The sequence below is a fragment of the Mycobacterium sp. 236(2023) genome (assembly GCF_029623955.1).
Lineage (GTDB): Bacteria > Actinomycetota > Actinomycetes > Mycobacteriales > Mycobacteriaceae > Mycobacterium.
On record NZ_JARSBP010000002.1, the window covers coordinates 711,280 to 731,394 of the forward strand.

Below are 20,115 nucleotides of genomic sequence, written 5' to 3' on the forward strand. Positions count from 1 at the left end.
GGGCGTGACAGAAAACGCTCCGAACCGAGGCGCGGTCTACAGCGCCCACCTGCGATCGACTGCGGTGGTCGCTCTCCAATTCATCGCGGTGGCCGCCGCGCTGTGGGTCCTGTCCTGGGTGGTGGGACAGACGTGGGTGATCCTCCTGCCGGTGGTGCTGGCGCTGATCGTGTGCACGGTCCTGTGGCCGCCGGTGCGCTGGTTGCGGGACAGGGGAGTGCCGCCGGCGTTGGCTGTCCTGCTGGCACTGCTCGTCGCGGTCGGCGTGATCGCGGGCATCGTCGCCGCGGTGGCACCCGCGATCGTCGGGCAGACGGCCGAACTCGCCGAGCAGGCCACGGCCGGTGTCGTGCAGGTGCGCGACTGGCTGGGTGGTCCGCCGCTGAAAATCAGTGAGGAACAACTCAATTCGGCGGTGGCCGCGATCACCGACAGGCTGAACTCCAGCAGCGCGCAGATAGCGTCGGGCGTGTTCACCGGGGTCGGGGCGGCGACGTCGGCTCTGGTCACGGTGTTCACCGCCGTCGTCGTGACGTTTTTCTTCCTCAAGGACGGGCCCGGATTCCTTCCGTGGCTGCGACGCGTCGTCGGCGCGCCCGCTGGGCGGCATCTCGCCGAGGTGCTTCAGCGGGTGTGGTCGACGCTCGGCGGTTTCATTCGGACACAGGCGATCGTGAGCCTGGTTGACGCAGTGCTCATCGGCATCGGGCTGGTGATCCTCGGGGTGCCGTTGGCCTACGCGTTGGCGATCATCACGTTCATCGCGGGCTTCGTGCCGATCGTCGGCGCGTTCGTCGCCGGTGGTCTCGCGGTGTTGATCGCGTTGGTCGCCAACGGGCCGGTGACCGCGCTCATCGTGCTCGCGATCATCGTCGCTGTGCAGCAGATCGAAGGCAACGTGCTGCAGCCGTGGTTGCAGTCGAAGTCGATGAATCTGCATGCGGTGATCGTGCTGTTGGCAGTGACGTTGGGCGCGTCCACTTTTGGCGTCATCGGCGCCTTCCTGGCGGTTCCGGTGGCGGCCGCGGCGGCCGTCATCATCCGGTACTACGGCGAGCAGGTCGCCGAGAAGTCAGGCGAGACTGCGGATGCTGAAGTGGCCGAATCGGAGCAGGAGGAGTCGGAGGAGGTTCAGCCCCGCGACCGCTGATAGTGCCTTCGGGCCTTCATGCGATTGCCGCAGATGGCCATCGAGCACCAGCGCGCGGTGTTCGGCTTACTGCGGTCGATGAGAAACAGGTGGCATTCGGTGTTGGCGCACGGGCGCAGTCGTCCGGGACTGGTGATCCGGAGGCCGTCCCACGCCAGCACCGCGCGGGCGGCACCGTTGGCGCCGTCGAGGCGCCACTGGACCCCGTCGGCGGTCATCGTCGGTGCCAGCTGAACGTTCGACAGGAATCGGTGTAGCTCGGTCGGTGCTGCGTCGCCGCGAATCACCGCCTGCAGCGACGCGCGCGCGTCGACGAGCGTCGCCCACTCCTGCTCGGTGGCGGCGACGTCGTGGTCGGAGAGCCATTGTGCGGAGCCCGCGAGGTCGGGGAGTGCGTCGGTGTGCACGCCGTCGATGACCGGTGTCGTGTTCAACAGGTCGAGCAGAAATTTCTCGTCGTCGGCCGTAGCGGCACACACATCCATGTCTAACCTCCAAAGTGCTATTGACAGGTTACATCACCACGGGTTTACTCCGACTAACCGTTAAATCAGAAATAAGGAGTTAGTCATGGCAGACGTTCATCACCGCTACGCCACCGTCGACGGCCATCAGTTGTTCTATCGGGAGGCCGGCCCCGCCGACGCCCCCGTCGTCGTCCTGCTTCACGGATTCCCGACCAGTTCGTTCATGTTCCGCAACTTGATCCCCGAACTCGCCGACGACTATCACGTCATCGCGCCCGACTACCTGGGCTTCGGTTACTCCGACGCGCCCTCGGTCGACGAGTTCGACTACACCTTCGACGCGCTGGCAGCACTCGTCGCGGGTCTGCTCGCGCAGCTCGGCGTGTCCCGGTACGCCATCTACGTTCAGGACTACGGCGCGCCCGTCGGGTGGCGGCTGGCGTTGCGGGATCCGCAGGCGATCACCGCGATCGTCACGCAGAACGGCAACGGTTACGACGCTGGGTTCGTCACCGACGGTTGGGTGCCGGTGTGGAACTACCAACGCGAACAGACACCCGAGACCGAGGCGGCGCTGCGTAGCTTCCTGAGTTTCGAAGCCACCAAGACGCAGTACGTCGCCGGCGTACCCGACGAGTCCGTCGTCAGCCCCGACACGTGGCACCACGACTACGCGCTGCTGTCACGTCCGGGCAACGACAGGATCCAGCTGAAGCTGTTCCTCGACTACGCCACCAACCCGAAGATCTACCCGGCGCTGCACGACTATCTGCGCGCGAGTGCCGTTCCGCTGCTTGCTGTTTGGGGGGACAAGGACCCGTTCTTCGGTCCCGACGGGGCGCGGGCCTTCGGCGACGACGCCGTCGACGGTGAGATCCACCTGCTCGACGGCGGCCACTTTCTCCTCGAAAGTGACCTGCCAGCGGTGACCGGTCTGATCCGCGACTTCCTGTCGCGCCGGCTGTGAACTAGCCGGAAACGACGACGCGGTTGCGCCCCTCCTGTTTGGCCTCGATCAACGCGAAGTCGGCCCGCTTCACCAGATCGTCGGGGTCGGGGTGGCCGTTGTGCGTCGCCACCCCGATCGAGACGGTCACGTTGATGCTCGTGTCGCCCGCGCGGAAGTCGGCATCGGCGACGGCACGGCGGACCCGTTCGGCGGTCTCGACACTCTCGTGCAGCTGCGTCTCGACCAGCAGGACAAAGAACTCCTCGCCGCCGTAGCGGAAGATGAAATCGGTCGAACGGACGTTGTCGGACAGGATCCCGGCGAGCGTGCGCAGCACCGCATCGCCGGTGTGATGTCCGTGAATGCTGTTGATGTTCTTGAAGTTGTCGACGTCGAGCATGAAGCCCGACAGGCTCATCGACGTTCGCGACACGAAGCCGATCTCGCGCAGCAGGATCGAAGGCAGGAACCGGCGATTCAAGGTGCGCGTCAACGCATCACGACCGAGTTCGACCTCCGACAGACCCTGGAACATGTCGCCGAGTAGAGCCAGGATCCGGTCCACCTCAGCGCCCAGCGCCTGCAGTGCCGACGTCTGCCGACCCGAATCCGGTGAGCGCAGCGATGGCAGCAGCACATCGTCGACGCGGGCGACGGCCTGCTTGATCTCGGCCATCTGCGGTGCGGTTTCGAACATCACCTCGGCGCGGTGACGCACCCAGAGCCCGAACGGCGCCAGCGCCAGAGGGTCGGTCGGTGCATTGTTGGCGTGGCTGTGAAGAACGCTCAGCAGGGTCGACTGCGACCACTCGAGGAGACTGGCGCGTTGCCGTTCGCGTTCCAGGTTCATGTCCTGGTCGAGGGAGAACAACCGGTAGGACTCCTCGAGGCGGGTGCGGTTGACGATGCGACGGATGCCCGAACGGCTCATTGCCGTGATCGCCCCGTCGATCCAGGCGTCGAAAAACCGCATCACGTCGTAGCAGTTCTCCCACGGTTGGGTGACGTCGTCGCGCACCAACTCGGAGATCCGGGTGCGTAGGCGCAGCGCGCCGATGTGGACGAGATGGATCGGGATGCGCAGCCTGGCGTGGAATTCGCCGATCTGTTGCTGTCTCTGCTCGAACGCGGCGGGGTCGTTCAGTGCCTCGACAGAGAAGGCGTGCCGCAGCCACGACACCAGCTCGGTCTTCAGTCGGGTCTCGACGACAGAATTGTTCAGATACCGATGCGACTCGGTCCGCTGAAGCAAGCTCGCGTAGAAGTCGTCGACGAGGGCCTCGGCGTGGAACTGGATCAAAGGGAGATACGGAGTCGCCAACGCGATGATGGCAGGCGTCGGCGCGGCGATGACCTTCTCGTCATCGTAGGACGGCGCCGCATCGACCACAGCCGAGATCCTAGTTAGTCGTTCTCAACGGTGTGTTACGGCGGTGGCACACTCTGCCACCCGCGTTCGTCAGCGCGCGGTGTTGGATGGCGCGCTTCCTCGTCGGGCTCGTCCCTCGCCCGCTTTCGTCAGCGCGCGAACATGAGCGCGCGCTTGACCTCCTGGATCGCCTTCGTCACCTGAATCCCACGCGGGCAGGCCTCGGTGCAGTTGAACGTCGTCCGGCAGCGCCACACCCCGTCGACGTCGTTGAGGATGTCGAGCCGCTCGGCCGCCCCCTCGTCACGCGAGTCGAAGATGAAGCGGTGGGCGTTGACGATCGCCGCCGGGCCGAAGTAGGAACCCTCGCTCCAATACACCGGGCACGACGTGGTGCAGCACGCGCACAGAATGCACTTGGTGGTGTCGTCGTAGCGGGCGCGGTCGGTCTGGCTCTGGATGCGCTCGCGGGTGGGCTGATTGCCCGACGTGATCAGGTACGGCTTGATCGCCCGGAACGCATCGAAGAACGGCTCCATGTCGACGACGAGATCCTTCTCCACGGGCAGCCCGCGGATCGGCTCGATCGTGATGGTCAGCTGCTTGGACGCCTTCTTCGGCAGCATGTCGCGCATCAGCACCTTGCACGCCAGGCGGTTGACGCCGTTGATGCGCATCGCGTCCGAGCCGCACACGCCGTGCGCGCAGGACCGGCGGAACGTCAACGTGCCGTCCAGGTACCACTTCACGTAGTGCAGCAGGTTGAGCAGACGGTCCGACGGCAGGCACGGCACCCGGAAGCTCTGGTAGCCGGCGTCATCGGGCGACTCCGGATTGAACCGGGCGATCTTGAGCGTCACCATCACCGCGCCGTCGGGCACGGGAGGCAGCTCGGGGTCGCCGGTTTCGGGCTTCTCGAGAACGCTGGTCATTAGTACTTCCGTTCCATCGGCTCATACCGGGTCTGCGTCACAGGTTTGTAGTCCAACCGGATGTCGCTGAGAAGGTCGGAACCTTCCTTGTAGGCCATCGTGTGGCGCATGTAGTTGGTGTCGTCGCGGTTGGGGTAGTCCTCGCGCGCGTGGCCGCCGCGAGACTCCTTGCGGTTCAACGCGCCCACCACGGTGACTTCGGCAAGCTCCAGCAGGAAGCCGAGCTCGATCGCCTCGAGCAGGTCGCTGTTGTAGCGCTTGCCCTTGTCGTGCACCGTGATTCGCGAGTACCGCTCCTTGAGGGCGTGGATGTCGGTCAACGCCTGCTTAAGAGTCTCCTCGGTGCGGAACACCGCGGCGTTGTTGTCCATCGACTGCTGCAGCGCGCCACGGATGTCGGCAACACGCTCGTTGCCGTGGTCACTCAGAATGTCGCCGACCCAGCCGACCACCATCTCCGCCGGACGCTCGGGCAGGTCGACGAAGTCGTGTCCCAGTGCGTAATTCGCGGCGGCGATACCGGCCCGGCGGCCGAACACGTTGATGTCGAGCAGCGAGTTGGTGCCCAGCCGGTTGGCTCCGTGCACCGACACACACGCGCACTCACCCGCGGCGTAGAGGCCGGGGATGATCGTCGTGTTGTCCCGCAGCACTTGACCGTTGATGGTCGTCGGGATGCCGCCCATGACGTAGTGGCATGTCGGATACACCGGCACGAGTTCCTTGACCGGGTCGACGCCGAGGTACGTCCGGGCGAACTCGGTGATGTCGGGCAGCTTGGCTTCCAGGACGTCCTCGCCGAGGTGGCGCACGTCGATGTACACGTAGTCCTTGTTCGGTCCGGCGCCGCGGCCTTCCAGAACCTCGAGAACCATTGAGCGAGCGACGATGTCACGCGGTGCCAGGTCGACGATCGTCGGGGCGTAGCGCTCCATGAACCGCTCACCGTCGCCGTTGAGCAGGCGCCCGCCCTCACCGCGCACCGCCTCGGAGATCAGGATGCCGAGACCGGCAAGACCTGTCGGGTGGAACTGGTGAAACTCCATGTCCTCCAAGGGAAGTCCCTTGCGGAAGATGATGCCGAGGCCGTCGCCGGTCAACGTGTGGGCGTTCGACGTCGTCTTGTACATGCGGCCCGAGCCGCCGGTGGCGAACACGATCGCCTTGGCGTGGAACACATGCACGTCGCCGGTCGCCAGCTCGTAGGCGATGACGCCGGTGGCGACGGGGCCCGACGGTGTGTCGGTCAGCGCGATGTCCAGCGCGTAGTACTCGTTGAAGAACTCGACGTCGTGCTTGACGCAGTTTTGGTACAGCGTCTGCAGGATCATGTGGCCGGTGCGGTCGGCGGCGTAGCAGGCGCGGCGCACAGGCGCCTTGCCGTGGTCGCGGGTGTGGCCGCCGAAGCGGCGCTGGTCGATGCGGCCTTCGGGGGTGCGGTTGAACGGCATCCCCATCTTCTCCAGGTCGAGCACCGCGTCGATGGCCTCCTTGGCCATGATCTCGACGGCGTCCTGGTCGGCGAGGTAGTCGCCGCCCTTGACGGTGTCGAACGTGTGCCACTCCCAGTTGTCTTCCTCGACGTTGGCCAGCGCGGCGCACATGCCGCCCTGGGCCGCGCCGGTGTGCGACCGGGTGGGGTAGAGCTTGGTCAGCACGGCCGTGCGGACGCGGGGTCCGGACTCGACGGCCGCGCGCATACCGGCGCCACCTGCGCCGACGATGACGACGTCGTAGCGGTGTTCAACAATCATTCGGCTTCTCCGTTTCAGGAAATCGACGCGTCGAACGTCACGAGCACGTAGGTCCCCAGCACCACGGTGAACACGATCGACAGCAGAAGCAGCGTGTTGAGCCAGAACTTCGTGGAGTCCTTGCGCGTGTAGTCGGCGATGATCGTGCGCATCCCGTTACCGCCGTGCAGCTGGGCCAGCCACAGCAGCAGCAGGTCCCAGGTCTGCCAGAACGGCGACGACCAGCGTTCGGCGACGTAGTTGAAGTCAATGCGGTACACGCCGTTCTCCCACATCAGCATGATGAAGAGGTGGCCCAGCGCCAGGAAGACGAGCACGATGCCCGAGAAGCGCATGAACAGCCAGGTGTACTTCTCGAAGTTCGGCATGCCCCCCGCGCGGCGCGGCGCACGAGGGTTGTCCAGGCCGGCGGGACGGTCGAAGCTGCGTTGCATGACGGGCGCGGGTCCGCCGCGGTCGGAGATGTGGTCGTAGGGGTTCTCAGGCATCAGAAGAACCTCTCCACCATGTGCATGCCGATCACTCCGACGGACGCGATGAACAGGACGAGGAAGATGCCCGCGATCACCCACAGCATCTTGCGCTGGTGGCGCGGCCCCTCCGACCAGAAGTCGATGAGGATGATCCGGATCCCGTTGAGGGCGTGGTAGAGGACCGCGGCGACGAGCCCGATCTCCATCAGACCGATGATCGGGGTCTTGTACGTCTCGATGATCTCGTTGTAGGCCTGCGGACTGACGCGAACCAGGGCGGTGTCGAGCACGTGGACGAACAAGAAGAAGAAGATCGTCGCGCCCGAGATGCGGTGCAATACCCACGACCACATACCCGGGTCGCCGCGGTAGAAAGTGCGGCGGCGCGTCGGCTTTGATCGCGGTGCCGGCAAATCGGTATCGGCTGGTGTAGCCGTACTCATAGGACCCTCCAACGCCATCGGTGGAGGCTTGGGAATTCGGTGCTGCTTACCGGGCCCCAAACCTCGGGGCGACTCTAATCCCCTTCGTACTCTTCAACGAACTAGCGTGAAGCGAAATGCCGCCGATTGGGGCCCGAGTTAGGGTGCCCTATCTGCGGCTTCGGGTCACGCGGCAGGGGGTTCGGAATGGATTCAGAATCGCAGCGGGAGGCGTGACGTGACGACTGAAGTTGACTGGAAAATGTTGCGGCGCAAGGCAATCGACGCATCGGAGCACGCTTATGCGCCCTACTCGCGATTTCGCGTCGGGGCGGCCGCATTGGTCGACGATCATCGCATTGTGGCCGGATGCAATGTGGAAAATGTCTCATATGGCCTAGGTCTCTGTGCCGAGTGTGCAGTGGTCTGCGCCCTACATTCCGGCGGTGGTGGACGGCTGATCGCGCTGTCGTGTGTGGGCCCCGACGGTGAGGTTCTGATGCCGTGCGGGCGGTGCAGGCAGGTCCTGTTGGAGCACGGCGGCACGGCCCTGTTGATCGACCACCCCCTGGGGCCGCGCCCTCTGGGCGAACTGCTTCCCGATGCTTTCGGGCCCGACGATCTGGCGCGCAACCCGGTGCCCGCGGAGGAGACGCCGTGACCGTCGGCGCCGCGGCGCCGCAAGCGAACTCGTCGGTGGCACGATGGAGGCATCGGCCGCTTTTGATCGACCGAAGAGGTAGGGGATCCCGTGACGACACCGCTGACTCTCGACAACATCAGGAAAGCGCCCAAAGCGCTGCTCCATGACCACCTCGACGGGGGACTGCGACCGTCGACGGTGCTCGAGCTGGCCCAGGAGCACGGCTACCGCGACCTGCCTGCCTCCGATGTCGACGGGCTGGCGACGTTCTTCCGCACCGCGGCGCACAGCGGGTCGCTGGTGCGCTATCTGGAGCCCTTCGCGCACACCGTCGGCGTGATGCAGACTCCCGACGCGCTGCACCGCGTCGCCCGCGAATGCGTCGAGGACCTCGCCAACGACAACGTCGTCTACGCCGAAGTCCGGTTCGCGCCCGAACTGCACATCGACAACGGGCTGTCGCTCGATGCCGTCGTGGACTCTGTTCTGGCGGGGTTCGCTGACGGTGAGAAGGCCGCTGCCGCCGACGGGCGCACCATCACGGTGCGCTGTCTGGTCACCGCGATGCGCCACGCTGCACGCTCACGCGAGATCGCAGAGCTCGCGGTCCGGTTCCGGGACAAGGGTGTTGTGGGGTTCGACATCGCCGGAGCGGAGGCCGGTTACCCTCCCACCCGTCACCTCGACGCGTTCGAATACATGCGAGGCAACAACGCGCGCTTCACAATTCACGCCGGGGAGGCCTTCGGCCTGCCGTCGATCCACGAGGCGATCGCGTTCTGCGGTGCTGACCGGCTCGGCCACGGCGTCCGCATCGTCGACGACATCGAAGTGCACACCGATCACGACGCGACCCTGGGACGTCTGGCATCCCTGTTGCGGGACAAGCGGATTCCACTGGAGCTGTGTCCCAGCAGCAATGTGCAGACCGGAGCTGTCGCGAGCATCGCCGAGCATCCGTTCGCTCTGCTGGCGAGACTGCGCTTCCGGGTCACGGTGAACACCGACAACCGCTTGATGAGCGATACGACGATGAGCCAGGAGATGCTGCGTCTGGTCGAGGCGTTCGGCTACGGCTGGAGCGATCTCGAGCGATTCACCATCAACGCGATGAAGTCGGCGTTCATCCCGTTCCGCGAGCGGCTCACGATCATCGACGAGGTGATCAAACCCCGCTACGCCGTCCTAGTGGGCTAGGAGCCTAGGACTCGCTGCGCAGCCGGGACTCGACGAAGCGCTCCAGCGACTCCCACTGCGTCACCGCGTCGGCATAAGGCGCGCTCGGGCGCTTGGCAGACTCGGGGTCGAGCACGAACGCGATCACGCGGCCGAGTTCGGTGTCCGGGTCGAGCTTGGTGTCGACCGTCGTCTCCTCGGAGTAGTCGCCGATGTCGCGCAGCAGTTCGACCGCCAGGTCGATCTGGTCGCGGTCGAGTGCGTCGGGGCCTTCGGCGAGGTCGTCGACGATGTCGGTCAGCACGTAGACGTTGTCGTCGGTGACGTCCACGCGCAGTGAACCGTCCGTCGCCGCGGTCCGGATGTCGTCATAGGTGGCCAGGTCGGACAGGTCGTGGTCGTGCTCGTCGGCGAGGTAGCGGGCCAGCGCGCGTTCGGACGGGAACACGCTGATGCGGCCGTTTCGGCCGAGGAAGATCGGCCGGTCGTCGAAGTAGCAGCGCAGCGTGAAGTAGGTGCCGCCGGTCATCATGATGCGGATCGGGTCGATGCCAACGCGCTCCCAGAAGTCCTTGTCGCTACCCAGGACCTTGGTCTCGGCCTCGGCGGCGAGGTCGTCGGCCTCCTCCTCCGTGTCGACGATGTCATCGATCACGAGGTCGTCGTCGAGTTCGGGGGCGTCCTCGTCGAGCTCGGCCTGCGCCTTCTCCGCGGCGGCCGCGTCGACGTCGGGGACGGTGATCACGGCGTCGAGTGCCTCGATCACGTTGTCCCAGCTCCGGGCGATGATCTTCTCGATCTCGGCCCAGCGCTTGCGTCCTGCGCGGCCGGCGAACGCCTCCGCCCCTCCGCCGACGGTTCCGAGCACCGGGTTGCCGTTGAAGAACTTCGTGACGGCGGGCAGCTCACACACCGATCCCATCGACGACACGACGGCCAGTGCCCCGTGAAGAGCGCGCACGCTCTCCTCGGTGGGCTTCTGAGACAGCAGCTCCTCCAGCACGACGAGGTCGTGGGTGTGGTCTTCGCTCGGATCGAGCCGGTGGGCGTTGGCCGAGGTCAGCTTCTCCCACGCCGGGTGGTCGGCGAGATCGTTGTCGTTGTTGGTGCGAACGAACGCGACCAGATCGGCGACCGATTCCAGGACGTAGAGGTCCTCGTCTTTGCCGAGGAAGGCCTCCCACTCGTCGCCGTCGGCACGCCACCGCGGCGCCCACAGTGTGTACACGTCGCCCTTGGTCAGCTTCAGCCCGATCGGCACGATGTCAGCAGCCATGCGGCACAGCCTAACCACCTGCGCTGGTGGTACCGAGGGCATGGTTGGGGTAAGAGGACGGTCGGCTCACTGTTGCCGTACCGCAACCCGTTCGTCGCTTGGAGTGTTTGTCAGGCCTGCCAGGATGGCCGGATGATCAGACTCGGCCTGCACGGCCTCGGTATCGCCGCGGGTGCGCAACGCACCGTGATCGATGCCGTCGCCGCGGCGGCCGAGCGCTCCGGCTTCGCAACGCTCTGGGTCGGCGAGCACGTCGTGATGGTCGACGAGTCCGATTCGCACTACCCGTACAGCGACGACGGCCGGATCGCGATCTCCGCGGACGCCGACTGGCTGGACCCGCTGATCACATTGAGTTTCGCGGCGGCCGCGACGAACCGCATCGAATTGGCGACGGGCGTGATGCTGCTGCCTGAGCACAACCCGGTGATAGTCGCCAAGCAGGCCGCGTCTCTGGACCGGATGACGGGTGGCCGGCTGTCGCTGGGCGTCGGGGTCGGGTGGTCGAAAGAGGAGTACGACGCGCTCGGTGTTCCGTTCGAGGGACGTGGGGCGCGGATGGCCGAGTACGTCGCGGCGATGCGGACGCTGTGGCGCGACGATGTGGCGTCCTTCTCCGGCGAGTTCGTCTCGTTCGACCGGGTGCGGATCAACCCGAAACCGCACGGCCGAGCGGTCCCGATCGTGCTGGGCGGCAACTCGGACGCTGCGCTGCGCCGTGTCGCCGAATGGGGCGACGGCTGGTACGGCTTCAACCTCGCCGACGTGGAGGAGGCGGCCTACCGCGCGTCGAAGCTGCGGGCGCTGTGCCGAGAAGTCGGCCGTGATCCGACCGAACTGAGGTTGGCGGTGTCGCTGCAAGACCCGGTACCGACCGACGCGATGCGATTGGCCGACGCGGGCATCGACGAACTCGTCCTCGTCGCGGGGCCGCCGGCGGACCCGATCGCCGCCGAGGCGTGGATCGCGGATCTGGCCGGAAAGTGGCTGCGGGTGCGCGCCTGAGTTTCTCGCGCCGGACTGCCCCTGCACTAGGAAGCTAGGGCGTGCCTGCGGCCACCCTGATCAGTTGCAGGTTGGCCTGGGTCGAGTCATCCGAGAACAGCGATGAGTCGGCGGGGATGTGACAGTCGTGCACACTCCGACGGTGCTGGTTGGCTGTATCCACGCAGTCCTGGACGGCTGCCTGCTCGATGTGGTTCAGATGGCGATAACCGGCGACGACTCCGACGGCCGCTAAGCAGATGAACAGAGCCGCGATGCCCAAAGTGATCTTCAGCGGCCAATCCAGCAGCCTCCAACGCGCGACCATGAGTGCCGACGCTAACGATGCCGTAGATAAATTCGCTGAGGAGTTCCTGAAGGTTTGCCAAGTCCCTGAAATCCCTGGCTCTCGTTCGCATGTAAGAGCGAACGGGAGTCTGTGGTCAACCGTTCAATCACGACACGGCTAGACCCCGGACCTACCAGCTGGCTCGTTTGCGGACCCGTGGTTGCCGCTGGCCCGCTATTGCCACCAGCCATCCGAACCGGTTCGCAGCCCAAACAGGCCGAGGAACATGCTGAACAGACTTGAGATGAATGCCACCGTGTTGGAAACGGCCTCTCTGAAAGCTGCTGCCACTCTTTCGAAGAAACCGGGCTGGGGCTCTTCCGGTGTCCCAGGATCCGTGCCTGGATTTTCGGGCGGTGTGGGCGTGTCGTTGGCATCGTCGGGATCTGTGCCCGCAGCGACCTCATCTGCATCGCTAGCGCCGTCACCGTCGGAATCAGTGTCGCCAGGCGTATCGCTGGGGTCAGGCGTCGAGCCGGGGTAGCTCGAGGGGTCGGTGGGGTCGGTGCCAGCCGTGTTCTCCTCATCGTCGGTGTGACCGTCTCCGTCGGAGTCGGTGTTATCGGGTCCGGTTCCCCCGGAGCCGGGGTAGTTGTTGGCATCGAGAGGGTCAGTGCCCGAGGCAGTTTCATCGACGTCGGAGTAGCCGTCGCCGTCCGAGTCGACGGGGGGTGCGCCGGGGTAGCTGGTGGCATCGCCGGGGTTGGTGCCGGAGTTGTTCTCGTCGGAGTCGCTGTAGCCGTCACCGTCGGAGTCGGTGTTGTAGGACCCCGGATAGTTCGATGCGTTGTTGGGGTCGGTGCCGGAGTTGTTTTCTTCGGCGTCGGTGTATCCGTCTCCGTCGGAGTCGGTGTAGTCGGGTCCGGTGCCCCCGGATCCGGGGTAGTTGTTGGCGTCGAGAGGGTCGGTGCCCGAGGTGGTTTCGTCGACGTCGGAGTAGCCATCGCCATCGGAGTCGGTGTCCGATCCCGGGTAGTTGGAGGGGTTGTTGGGGTCGGTGCCGGCGGATAGTTCTTGGCCGTCGGTGTGTCCGTCGCCGTCGGAGTCGTAGTCGGAGCCGGGGTAGCTGTAGGGGTCGTTGGGGTCGGTTCCCATGGCGATTTCGTCGCCGTCGTGGTGGCCGTCGCCGTCGGTGTCGGCGGAGTATCCGTCGTCGGAGCCGGGGTAGCTGTAGGGGTTGTTGGGATCGCTGCCGAAGGAGTTTTCGTCGGCGTCGCTGAACCCGTCGCCGTCGGCGTCGGAGCCGGGGTAGTTGTTGGGGTCGGACGGGTCGGTGCCGTTGATGTTTTCCTCGGCGTCGGAGTGGCCGTCTCCGTCGGAGTCGGTGTAGTCGGGTCCGGTGCCCCCGGATCCGGGGTAGTTGTTGGCGTCGAGAGGGTCGGTGCCGGAGGCGGTTTCGTCGATATCGGAGTAGCCATCGCCATCGGAGTCGACGGGGGGTGCGCCGGGGTAGCTGGTGTTGTCGTAGGGGTTGGTGCCGGCAGTGGCCTCGTCGGCGTCGGTGTATCCGTCGTTGTCGGAGTCGGTGTAGTTGGGGCCGCCGGATCCTGGGTAGCTCCAGGGGTTGTTGGGGTCGGTGCCGGCCAGGGTTTCTTGGTCGTCGGTGTAGCCGTCGCCGTCGGAATCTCCGGAGCCTGAGCCGGGGTAGTTGGAGGGGTTGTTGGGGTCGGTGCCGGCGGCTAGTTCGTCGGCGTCGGAGTGGCCGTCGCCGTCGGAGTCGGTGTAGCTGGTTGAGCCGGGGTAGCTGGAGGCGTCGTTGGGGTTGGTGCCGGAGGCGGTTTCGTCGGAGTCGCTGTAGCCGTCACCGTCGGAGTCGGTGTTGTAGGACCCCGGATAATTCGAGGGGTTGTTGGGGTCGGTGCCGGCGGCTAGTTCGTCGGCGTCGGTGTAGCCATCGCCGTCGGAGTCGGTGTAGTCGGGTCCGGTGCCCCCGGATCCGGGGTAGTTGTTGGCGTCGAGAGGGTCGGTGCCCGAGGCGGTTTCGTCGACGTCGGAGTAGCCATCGCCATCGGAGTCGACGGGGGGTGCGCCGGGGTAGCTGGTGTTGTCGTAGGGGTTGGTGCCGGCAGTGGCCTCGTCGGCGTCGGTGTATCCGTCGTTGTCGGAGTCGGTGTAGTTGGGGCCGCCGGATCCTGGGTAGCTCCAGGGGTTGTTGGGGTCGGTGCCGGCCAGGGTTTCTTGGTCGTCGGTGTAGCCGTCGCCGTCGGAATCTCCGGAGCCTGAGCCGGGGTAGTTGGAGGGGTTGTTGGGGTCGGTGCCGGCGGCTAGTTCGTCGGCGTCGGAGTGGCCGTCGCCGTCGGAGTCGGTGTAGCTGGTTGAGCCGGGGTAGCTGGAGGCGTCGTTGGGGTTGGTGCCGGAGGCGGCTTCGTCGGAGTCGCTGTAGCCGTCACCGTCGGAGTCGGTGTTGTAGGACCCCGGATAATTCGATGCGTTGTTGGGGTCGGTGCCGGAGTTGTTTTCCTCGGCGTCGGTGTATCCATCGCCGTCGGAATCGGTGTAGTAGTCAGGTCCGCCCGAGCCGGGATAGTTATTCGCATCGAAAGGGTCAGTGCCCGAGGTGGTTTCATCGGCGTCGGTATAGCCGTCTCCGTCGGAATCCGTATCGGAACCCGGGTAGGAGGACGGGTTGTATGGGTCGGTTCCGGAGCCGATTTCATTGCCGTCCGAGACGCCGTCCCCATCCGAGTCGTAGTCGGAGCCGGGGTAGCTGGTCGGATCGTTGGGATTGGTGCCCATGGCGATTTCGTCGCCGTCGTGGTGGCCGTCGCCGTCGGTGTCGACAGAGTATCCGTCATCAGATCCGGGGTAACTCGATGGGTTGGATGGATCACTGCCGAAGGCGTTTTCGTCGTCGTCGCTGAACCCGTCGCCATCGGAATCACCGGAGCCTGAGCCGGGGTAGTTGGAGGGGTTGTTGGGGTCGGTGCCGGCGGCTAGTTCGTCGGCGTCGGAGTGGCCGTCGCCGTCGGAGTCGGTGTAGCTGGTTGAGCCGGGGTAGCTGGAGGCGTCGTTGGGGTTGGTGCCGGAGGCGGTTTCGTCGGAATCGCTGTAGCCGTCACCGTCGGAGTCGGTGTTGTAGGACCCCGGATAATTCGATGCGTTGTTGGGGTCGGTGCCGGAGTTGTTTTCCTCGGCGTCGGTGTAGCCGTCTCCGTCGGAGTCGGTGTAGTCGGGTCCGGTGCCCCCGGATCCGGGGTAGTTGTTGGCGTCGAGAGGGTCAGTGCCAGCAGCTGATTCCTCCGCATCGGTGTAGCCATCGCCGTCCTGGTCAGCGTTGCTCGGGTCACTGTCGTCACCGTCGGTGGAATCGACGTCGTTTTCGGGAAGTTCCGTTGTATCCGAGGGCGGAGTTACATCTTCCGATTCGCCCTCGTTCTCCGCGTCATTCGATTCGGTCGGCACCTCTGGGGCGTCTATGGCACCAGCAGGATCTTGCGAGTCCCCTTTGTCGGTCGGTGCGTCGTCTTCGGAGGTGACGCTGACGAGCGCTACGGACGGCGGCGAATCGACCGGTGCAGATAGAGCGAGCCAAAATGCCACCAGGCCCGTGGCCGCCAGAGTGGTACTGGCTATCCAGTGCGTGCCGCGCTGCGGCGGAATTGAAGTGACCTTGCCGTTGACATACGAGCATTTTCGAACCGGCACGATGTTCGCCCCCCGGACTACGCTGCCTGATTGACGCGCATTACGGCATAAATTTACTGGAGGGACAGTAAAGCGTCTAGCAATTGCAGCAACGTTAGGGCAAGTAAGTGCACTTGCAAATACAACTCCCTTTTACTAAATCGGGCGTCGCCCGCGGCGGATTCGCATGGCGCCTGCGGGGCGCATTTGAAGTGCGGAAACGGCCGATGTCGATGCCTACCGCTGGCGAAGTTGCATCGTTCGGCGATCGTGCGCGTCGCAGAAGTTGCTCAATGTTCACCGCAAAGATGACGCCTCGGAAACGAAAGAATCTACGAAGCCGAGCAATGCAATCGTGTCCAGTGCCTATTCGAAGTCAGTGCTAATTCGGCAGGAGTTCATCGATTCAGGATCTCAGCCAGTGGGTCGCCAGAATCCCTGGAAGCCCTGACCTGCGTTCGCCGTTCGGATCGGCGATAGTTTCACGGGATCGCCCGCCTCGATCATGACGCCGTCGCCGACGACCATCGCAACATGGCCGTCCCACACCGCAAGATCGCCCGGTAGCAGCGAACCCGAGGGCACCGCGGCACCGACGTCTTGCTCCTGAGCCAGCCGCGGAATGTTCAGTCCCGCTTCCTGATACGCCCACTGCGTCAGCCCGCTGCAATCCAGCCCGACGCCCGGTGTGGTCCCACCCCACTGGTAGGGCACGCCCAGCTGCGTCAGTGCGTGCCGAACAGCGCTGGCCGCCAGGGCATTCGGTGCCATCACCACACTTCCGTCGGGCAACCGCACCGCAACGCCTTCACCGAACTCCGCGGCCTCCGGCGTATCGATCCCGTCGGGGCGTGTGAACGAGGCCAGCTCGGCGGGCGTGCCCACACCGCTGCCGAAGCCTCCGAGACCGGCTCCGCCGGCAGACCCGAAGCCTCCCGCAGGTGAGGCCGCCGGAAGTCCAGTGCCCCCGCCTGAAAATCCCGCAGGTGTTGTCGGAGCCGCCGCAGGAGCGCGGGAATCCAGACGGGCCGCATGCCCGTCGAGCTCGTCCTGTAGTTCCTCGACGATCGCAATCGCCCGTGTGAGTGCGTCGCGTGCCGCGGTCAGCAGTTCTCGCGCCACTCCGGGCGAATCGAGATGCGGTTCCAGCCCCGCAGCCTTGGCCTCGAACTCATCGACGATGTCCTGCAGTCTGCGGTGGGCATCGGCGACCGCTCGCGCGGCGTCCTCAGTCAGCACACCGAGCAGATCCGCCCGGTCGGCGGCGCCGTTGATCGCCGCGGTCGTAGAGGCTGCGAAGTCGGCGGCGGCGTCGGCTCCGGCGCCTGTCCAGCCGTCGCCGGCGTGAACCCATGCCTGACCGGCCGCCCCGGCGACGTCGGCAAGCACGTCACGCACCCGGGTCAGCGCGGCGACCGGATCAGCTCCCGGATCGGCGCTCCACCCGGGCCCGACCAGCGCTTGCACCCGCCGCAGCGGAGCGGACAGCGCCTCGACAGTCATCAGAGAGAGCCTGCGATGCGGCTGCCGGTGTCGTCGTCGGCACGCGCGTAGGCGTCCGCGGATTCCATCGCCGCGGCTCGCCCCGCCATCAGCGAAGTACTCAGCCGGGCGATGCTGTCGGCGTCGTCGCACCCCGCCCTGGCCAGCGCGCCGAGGAACCGCGCCCCGACGGCCCCGAACATCGCCTCGGACCCGCCGCCCGCAGTTGCCATCGCCGCGGCCGCCCGCTGCAGCCGCTCGGCGTGGGCGGAGCAGGCGGCAGCGTAGTCACGGATCAGGCCGGTGTCTGCGGACAGGCTCACGAACATATGGTTATGACGCCGCGAAACGCCCGTCGGTTCCCGTTAAGGTCGTGACCCATGGATGTGCGCGTCGTCGATCACCCGCTGGCCGCGGCCCGACTCACGACCCTGCGCGACGAGCGCACCAACAATGCGGGCTTCCGCGCGGCGCTTCGCGATCTCACGCTGATGCTCGTCTACGAGGCCACGCGGGAACTGCCGACCGACACCATCCCTGTGCGCACTCCGTTGGCCGAGACCGCGGGCACCAAGTTAACGGTGCCGCCGTTGCTGGTACCGGTGCTGCGGGCGGGGCTCGGCATGGTCGATCAGGCGCACGAGCTGATCCCCGAGGCGAGGGTGGGATTCGTCGGGGTGGCCCGCAACGAGGAGACCCACCAGCCCACGCCGTATCTGGAGTCCCTGCCCGACAATCTCAGCCGCCAACCGGTCATCGTGCTCGACCCGATGCTGGCCACCGGTGGGTCGATGGTGCACACGCTGGAGTTGCTCTATTCGCGCGACGCCGTCGATGTCACGGTGATCTGTGTGGTCGCTGCGCCGGAAGGTATTGCGGCGCTGGAGAAAGCGGCGCCGGAACTACGGCTGTTCACCGCGTCGATCGACTCAGGCCTCAACGACATCGCCTATATCGTCCCCGGATTGGGTGATGCCGGCGACCGCCAGTTCGGTCCGCGTTAGCAGTTCCGCTGCCCTCGTGCGTGCCGCTCCGAGTTCTCCGCCGCAGCGAATCTCAATGTAGGACTTCAGTTTCGGTTCGGTACCCGACGGCCGCGTCACCACCCGGACCGAGGCGTCGTCGTCTCCGCCGGTGAAGATCAGCGCGTCGGTGTCGGGCTTGAGATCGGCGACGGTGACGCAGAATCCGGCAACTTCCGTTGGGGGTTCAGCGCGCAGCCGTGTCATCAGGGCGGCGGCGTCCTCGGGGGAGTCGACGCGCCGGGTGACGGCGACGGTGGTGTGCACCCCGTGGCGACGGGCCAGATCGTCGAGCGCATCGGGCATGGTGCGCCCCTGATTGCGCAGCGCGACAACCAGATCACACGCCAGCACCGCAGCGCTGATGCCGTCTTTGTCGCGTACCGCCTCGGGATCGACGCAGTGTCCGATGGCCTCCTCGTAGGCGTACACCAGTGTCGCGTCGAGGTCCTCGTCGGAACGGGCCAGCCACTTGAACCCCGTCAACGTCTCGACATGCCGAGCTCGGTGGGCGGACGCGATGCTCGCCAGCATGCGTGACGAGACCACGGTGCTGGCCACCACAGCATCCGCAACTCCGGATGAGAGGATGTATTCGCCGAGCAGCCAACCGGTTTCGTCGCCGCTGAGCATCCGCCAGCCATCCGGTCCGGGCACGCCGACGGCGCACCGGTCGGCATCGGGGTCCAGCGCAATCGCGATGTCGGCGTCGATGTCGGCGGCCAGCTTGAGCAATTCGTCCGAGGCGCCAGGTTCCTCGGGATTGGGGAACGGCACGGTCGGGAAGTCGGGGTCCGGGGCGAACTGCTGATCGACGACGTGCACATCGGCGAAACCGGCGAGCGCCAACGCATCCAGCGCGAACTCGCCGCCGACGCCGTGCATCGGCGTGAGCGCGATCCGGGTGGAGCCGGTGGTGCGGCGGACCGACGCGGCACGTTCGAGGTAGGCGCGCAGCAGTTCGGTCCCGGACGCGTTGACCGGTGTCCTGGCGATCTCGTCGGCGGGTGGCGCTGCGGCGATGGCAGCTTCGATGTCGCGGTCGGTGGGCGAGACGATCTGCAGGCCGCCCGGGAAATACACCTTGTATCCGTTGTCTGTCGGCGGGTTGTGCGACGCGGTGATCTGTACGCCTGCCGCAGCACCGGTGTTTTTGACAGCGTGGGCGACGGCGGGAGTCGGCACCGGTGCGGCCATCAAGGTCACTGAGAAACCATGGGCGGCAAAGACTTCTGCGGCGGCCTGCCCGAACGCCGCGGAGCGGTGGCGGGCGTCGTAGCCGACGATCACGTCGCCGCCGCCCAGCCCGCGCGCCTTGAGTACCTGGGCGACGGCCCACGTCGCCCGGATCACCACGGCGAGATTCATCCCGTTGGGTCCTGCCCGCAACGGGCCGCGAAGCCCCGCGGTGCCGAAGGTGAGCGACTGTGAGAAACGGTCGGCGATCTCGTCGGCGCTGCAGGCCTCCAGTTCGGCGGCCGCGTCGGGGTCGGGATCGTGAGCGATCCACTCCTGCACGGCGTCCGAGGTCACCTTTCCACCCCACCAGAGGCGAGCTTGCGCAGGATCGGAGCCACCAGCATCAGCAGGTCGAACTCCAGCTCGGTAAGGGTGTCGCGCATGGTTTCGTGCAGCCACGCGTCGCGCTCGGCGCGGTCGGCCTCCAGCAGCGTCGTCCCCGTCGCGGTCATCTCGACCAGTTGGCGACGACGGTCGGCTTCGTCGGGCCTGCGCGCAATCAGGTCCCGCGCCACCAACTCGTTGAGCGAATCGGTCAGCGACTGGACTTTGACGTGCATCCGCACGCCGAGCTCGGCGGGGGTGGTCACGCCGGCTCGGCTGATCTCGCCGAGCAGCTGCATCTGGCTCAGCGTCAGCCCGTTGTCGGGACGGTGGCGTCGAAGCTGACGTGTCACCGCCATCATGGATTCGCGCAGCTCAGTGGCCGCTGAAAAGCTCGTAAAGCTCGTGTCCATGATTACCAAGATAAACCTTGGTAATAGGTGTGCCCCATGCAACATCGTCCCTTGTTGAGATCTTGAA

The 20,115-nt window shown here is 65.9% G+C and carries 19 protein-coding genes; 6 read left to right on the plus strand and 13 right to left on the minus strand.

The window, feature by feature from the left end; genetic code table 11:
* Positions 1–4: 4 nt before the first annotated feature.
* Complete coding sequence (locus P9A17_RS06010; RefSeq protein WP_278037666.1) at positions 5–1,150, plus strand: AI-2E family transporter; 1,146 nt, start codon at positions 5–7, stop codon at positions 1,148–1,150.
* On the opposite strand, the gene P9A17_RS06015 is transcribed toward P9A17_RS06010, so the two are convergent.
* On the minus strand, positions 1,132–1,635 hold the full coding sequence (locus tag P9A17_RS06015) for a CGNR zinc finger domain-containing protein (protein WP_278037667.1): 504 nt from the start codon (positions 1,633–1,635) through the stop codon (positions 1,132–1,134). The genes P9A17_RS06010 and P9A17_RS06015 overlap by 19 nt on opposite strands.
* Before the next feature lie 85 nt (positions 1,636–1,720).
* Between P9A17_RS06015 and P9A17_RS06020 the strand changes: the two genes are divergently transcribed.
* Positions 1,721–2,584 (plus strand): alpha/beta hydrolase, encoded by an 864-nt coding sequence (locus P9A17_RS06020; RefSeq protein WP_278037668.1) that lies wholly within the window; start codon positions 1,721–1,723, stop codon positions 2,582–2,584.
* Between the two features lies 1 nt (position 2,585).
* Here P9A17_RS06020 and P9A17_RS06025 read toward each other — a convergent pair whose 3' ends face one another.
* The 5 genes from P9A17_RS06025 to sdhC all read right to left on the minus strand — a co-directional run bounded on the left by P9A17_RS06025 (position 2,586) and on the right by sdhC (position 7,537).
* A complete protein-coding gene (locus P9A17_RS06025; RefSeq protein ID WP_278037669.1) occupies positions 2,586–3,956 on the minus strand; it encodes a GGDEF domain-containing protein in 1,371 nt (456 codons plus the stop codon).
* Positions 3,957–4,084: 128 nt separating this feature from the next.
* Complete coding sequence (locus P9A17_RS06030) at positions 4,085–4,867, minus strand: succinate dehydrogenase iron-sulfur subunit (protein WP_278037670.1); 783 nt, start codon at positions 4,865–4,867, stop codon at positions 4,085–4,087.
* A complete protein-coding gene (sdhA, locus tag P9A17_RS06035) occupies positions 4,867–6,621 on the minus strand; it encodes a succinate dehydrogenase flavoprotein subunit (RefSeq protein ID WP_278037671.1) in 1,755 nt (584 codons plus the stop codon). The genes P9A17_RS06030 and sdhA overlap by 1 nt, the downstream gene beginning before the upstream one ends.
* Before the next feature lie 14 nt (positions 6,622–6,635).
* A complete protein-coding gene (locus tag P9A17_RS06040; protein ID WP_278037672.1) occupies positions 6,636–7,109 on the minus strand; it encodes a succinate dehydrogenase hydrophobic membrane anchor subunit in 474 nt (157 codons plus the stop codon).
* Positions 7,109–7,537 carry a succinate dehydrogenase, cytochrome b556 subunit gene (gene sdhC / locus P9A17_RS06045; protein ID WP_278037673.1) on the minus strand — a complete coding sequence of 143 codons (429 nt, stop codon included), beginning with the start codon at positions 7,535–7,537 and terminating at the stop codon, positions 7,109–7,111. Before sdhC ends, P9A17_RS06040 begins: the two co-directional genes overlap by 1 nt.
* A gap of 217 nt (positions 7,538–7,754) precedes the next feature.
* Here sdhC and P9A17_RS06050 point away from each other — a divergent pair, with 217 nt between their 5' ends.
* Together P9A17_RS06050 and P9A17_RS06055 are read left to right on the plus strand one after the other, a co-directional pair.
* A complete protein-coding gene (locus tag P9A17_RS06050; RefSeq protein ID WP_278037674.1) occupies positions 7,755–8,177 on the plus strand; it encodes a cytidine deaminase in 423 nt (140 codons plus the stop codon).
* A gap of 90 nt (positions 8,178–8,267) precedes the next feature.
* Positions 8,268–9,356 carry an adenosine deaminase gene (locus P9A17_RS06055; RefSeq protein WP_278037675.1) on the plus strand — a complete coding sequence of 363 codons (1,089 nt, stop codon included), beginning with the start codon at positions 8,268–8,270 and terminating at the stop codon, positions 9,354–9,356.
* 4 nt (positions 9,357–9,360) lie between these two features.
* Here the strand turns inward: P9A17_RS06055 and P9A17_RS06060 are convergent, their stop codons facing one another.
* Positions 9,361–10,611, minus strand: coding sequence for a primosomal protein (locus P9A17_RS06060; protein ID WP_278037676.1), 1,251 nt, complete (start codon positions 10,609–10,611; stop codon positions 9,361–9,363).
* 135 nt (positions 10,612–10,746) lie between these two features.
* Between P9A17_RS06060 and P9A17_RS06065 the strand changes: the two genes are divergently transcribed.
* Positions 10,747–11,616: an LLM class F420-dependent oxidoreductase gene (locus P9A17_RS06065; RefSeq protein WP_278038621.1), complete on the plus strand. Its 870-nt coding sequence runs from the start codon at positions 10,747–10,749 to the stop codon at positions 11,614–11,616.
* 34 nt (positions 11,617–11,650) lie between these two features.
* Here P9A17_RS06065 and P9A17_RS06070 read toward each other — a convergent pair whose 3' ends face one another.
* The 4 genes from P9A17_RS06070 to P9A17_RS06085 all read right to left on the minus strand — a co-directional run bounded on the left by P9A17_RS06070 (position 11,651) and on the right by P9A17_RS06085 (position 17,379).
* Positions 11,651–11,923, minus strand: coding sequence for a hypothetical protein (locus P9A17_RS06070; protein WP_278037677.1), 273 nt, complete (start codon positions 11,921–11,923; stop codon positions 11,651–11,653).
* 195 nt (positions 11,924–12,118) lie between these two features.
* Entirely contained in the window at positions 12,119–15,346 is a 3,228-nt protein-coding gene (locus P9A17_RS06075) for a hypothetical protein (protein WP_278037678.1), read from the minus strand.
* Positions 15,347–15,982: 636 nt separating this feature from the next.
* The gene (locus P9A17_RS06080; protein WP_278037679.1) at positions 15,983–17,071 is read right to left on the minus strand and encodes a C40 family peptidase; all 1,089 of its coding nucleotides are present in this window, start codon (positions 17,069–17,071) and stop codon (positions 15,983–15,985) included.
* Positions 17,071–17,379, minus strand: coding sequence for a type VII secretion target (locus tag P9A17_RS06085; RefSeq protein ID WP_278037680.1), 309 nt, complete (start codon positions 17,377–17,379; stop codon positions 17,071–17,073). Before P9A17_RS06085 ends, P9A17_RS06080 begins: the two co-directional genes overlap by 1 nt.
* Before the next feature lie 51 nt (positions 17,380–17,430).
* Between P9A17_RS06085 and upp the strand changes: the two genes are divergently transcribed.
* Positions 17,431–18,054 (plus strand): uracil phosphoribosyltransferase, encoded by a 624-nt coding sequence (gene upp, locus P9A17_RS06090; protein WP_278037681.1) that lies wholly within the window; start codon positions 17,431–17,433, stop codon positions 18,052–18,054.
* Here the strand turns inward: upp and P9A17_RS06095 are convergent.
* Positions 17,980–19,605 (minus strand): phospho-sugar mutase, encoded by a 1,626-nt coding sequence (locus P9A17_RS06095; RefSeq protein WP_278037682.1) that lies wholly within the window; start codon positions 19,603–19,605, stop codon positions 17,980–17,982. The two genes, upp and P9A17_RS06095, sit on opposite strands and share 75 nt — an antisense overlap.
* Positions 19,602–20,048, minus strand: coding sequence for a MarR family transcriptional regulator (locus P9A17_RS06100; protein WP_278037683.1), 447 nt, complete (start codon positions 20,046–20,048; stop codon positions 19,602–19,604). Before P9A17_RS06100 ends, P9A17_RS06095 begins: the two co-directional genes overlap by 4 nt.
* Positions 20,049–20,115 lie beyond the last annotated feature (67 nt).

What these genes read in the sequence shown, in the direction of transcription:
- P9A17_RS06085 (WP_278037680.1), bottom strand. Translation starts at nt 17,379, where the DNA reads ATGTTCGTGAGCCTGTCCGCAGACACCGGCCTGATCCGTGACTACGCT.
- P9A17_RS06070 (WP_278037677.1), bottom strand. Translation starts at nt 11,923, where the DNA reads ATGGTCGCGCGTTGGAGGCTGCTGGATTGGCCGCTGAAGATCACTTTG.
- P9A17_RS06060 (WP_278037676.1), bottom strand. Translation starts at nt 10,611, where the DNA reads ATGGCTGCTGACATCGTGCCGATCGGGCTGAAGCTGACCAAGGGCGAC.
- sdhC (WP_278037673.1), bottom strand. Translation starts at nt 7,537, where the DNA reads ATGAGTACGGCTACACCAGCCGATACCGATTTGCCGGCACCGCGATCA.
- P9A17_RS06015 (WP_278037667.1), bottom strand. Translation starts at nt 1,635, where the DNA reads ATGGATGTGTGTGCCGCTACGGCCGACGACGAGAAATTTCTGCTCGAC.
- sdhA (WP_278037671.1), bottom strand. Translation starts at nt 6,621, where the DNA reads ATGATTGTTGAACACCGCTACGACGTCGTCATCGTCGGCGCAGGTGGC.
- P9A17_RS06020 (WP_278037668.1), top strand. Translation starts at nt 1,721, where the DNA reads ATGGCAGACGTTCATCACCGCTACGCCACCGTCGACGGCCATCAGTTG.
- P9A17_RS06100 (WP_278037683.1), bottom strand. Translation starts at nt 20,048, where the DNA reads ATGGACACGAGCTTTACGAGCTTTTCAGCGGCCACTGAGCTGCGCGAA.
- upp (WP_278037681.1), top strand. Translation starts at nt 17,431, where the DNA reads ATGGATGTGCGCGTCGTCGATCACCCGCTGGCCGCGGCCCGACTCACG.
- P9A17_RS06080 (WP_278037679.1), bottom strand. Translation starts at nt 17,071, where the DNA reads ATGACTGTCGAGGCGCTGTCCGCTCCGCTGCGGCGGGTGCAAGCGCTG.
- P9A17_RS06030 (WP_278037670.1), bottom strand. Translation starts at nt 4,867, where the DNA reads ATGACCAGCGTTCTCGAGAAGCCCGAAACCGGCGACCCCGAGCTGCCT.
- P9A17_RS06040 (WP_278037672.1), bottom strand. Translation starts at nt 7,109, where the DNA reads ATGCCTGAGAACCCCTACGACCACATCTCCGACCGCGGCGGACCCGCG.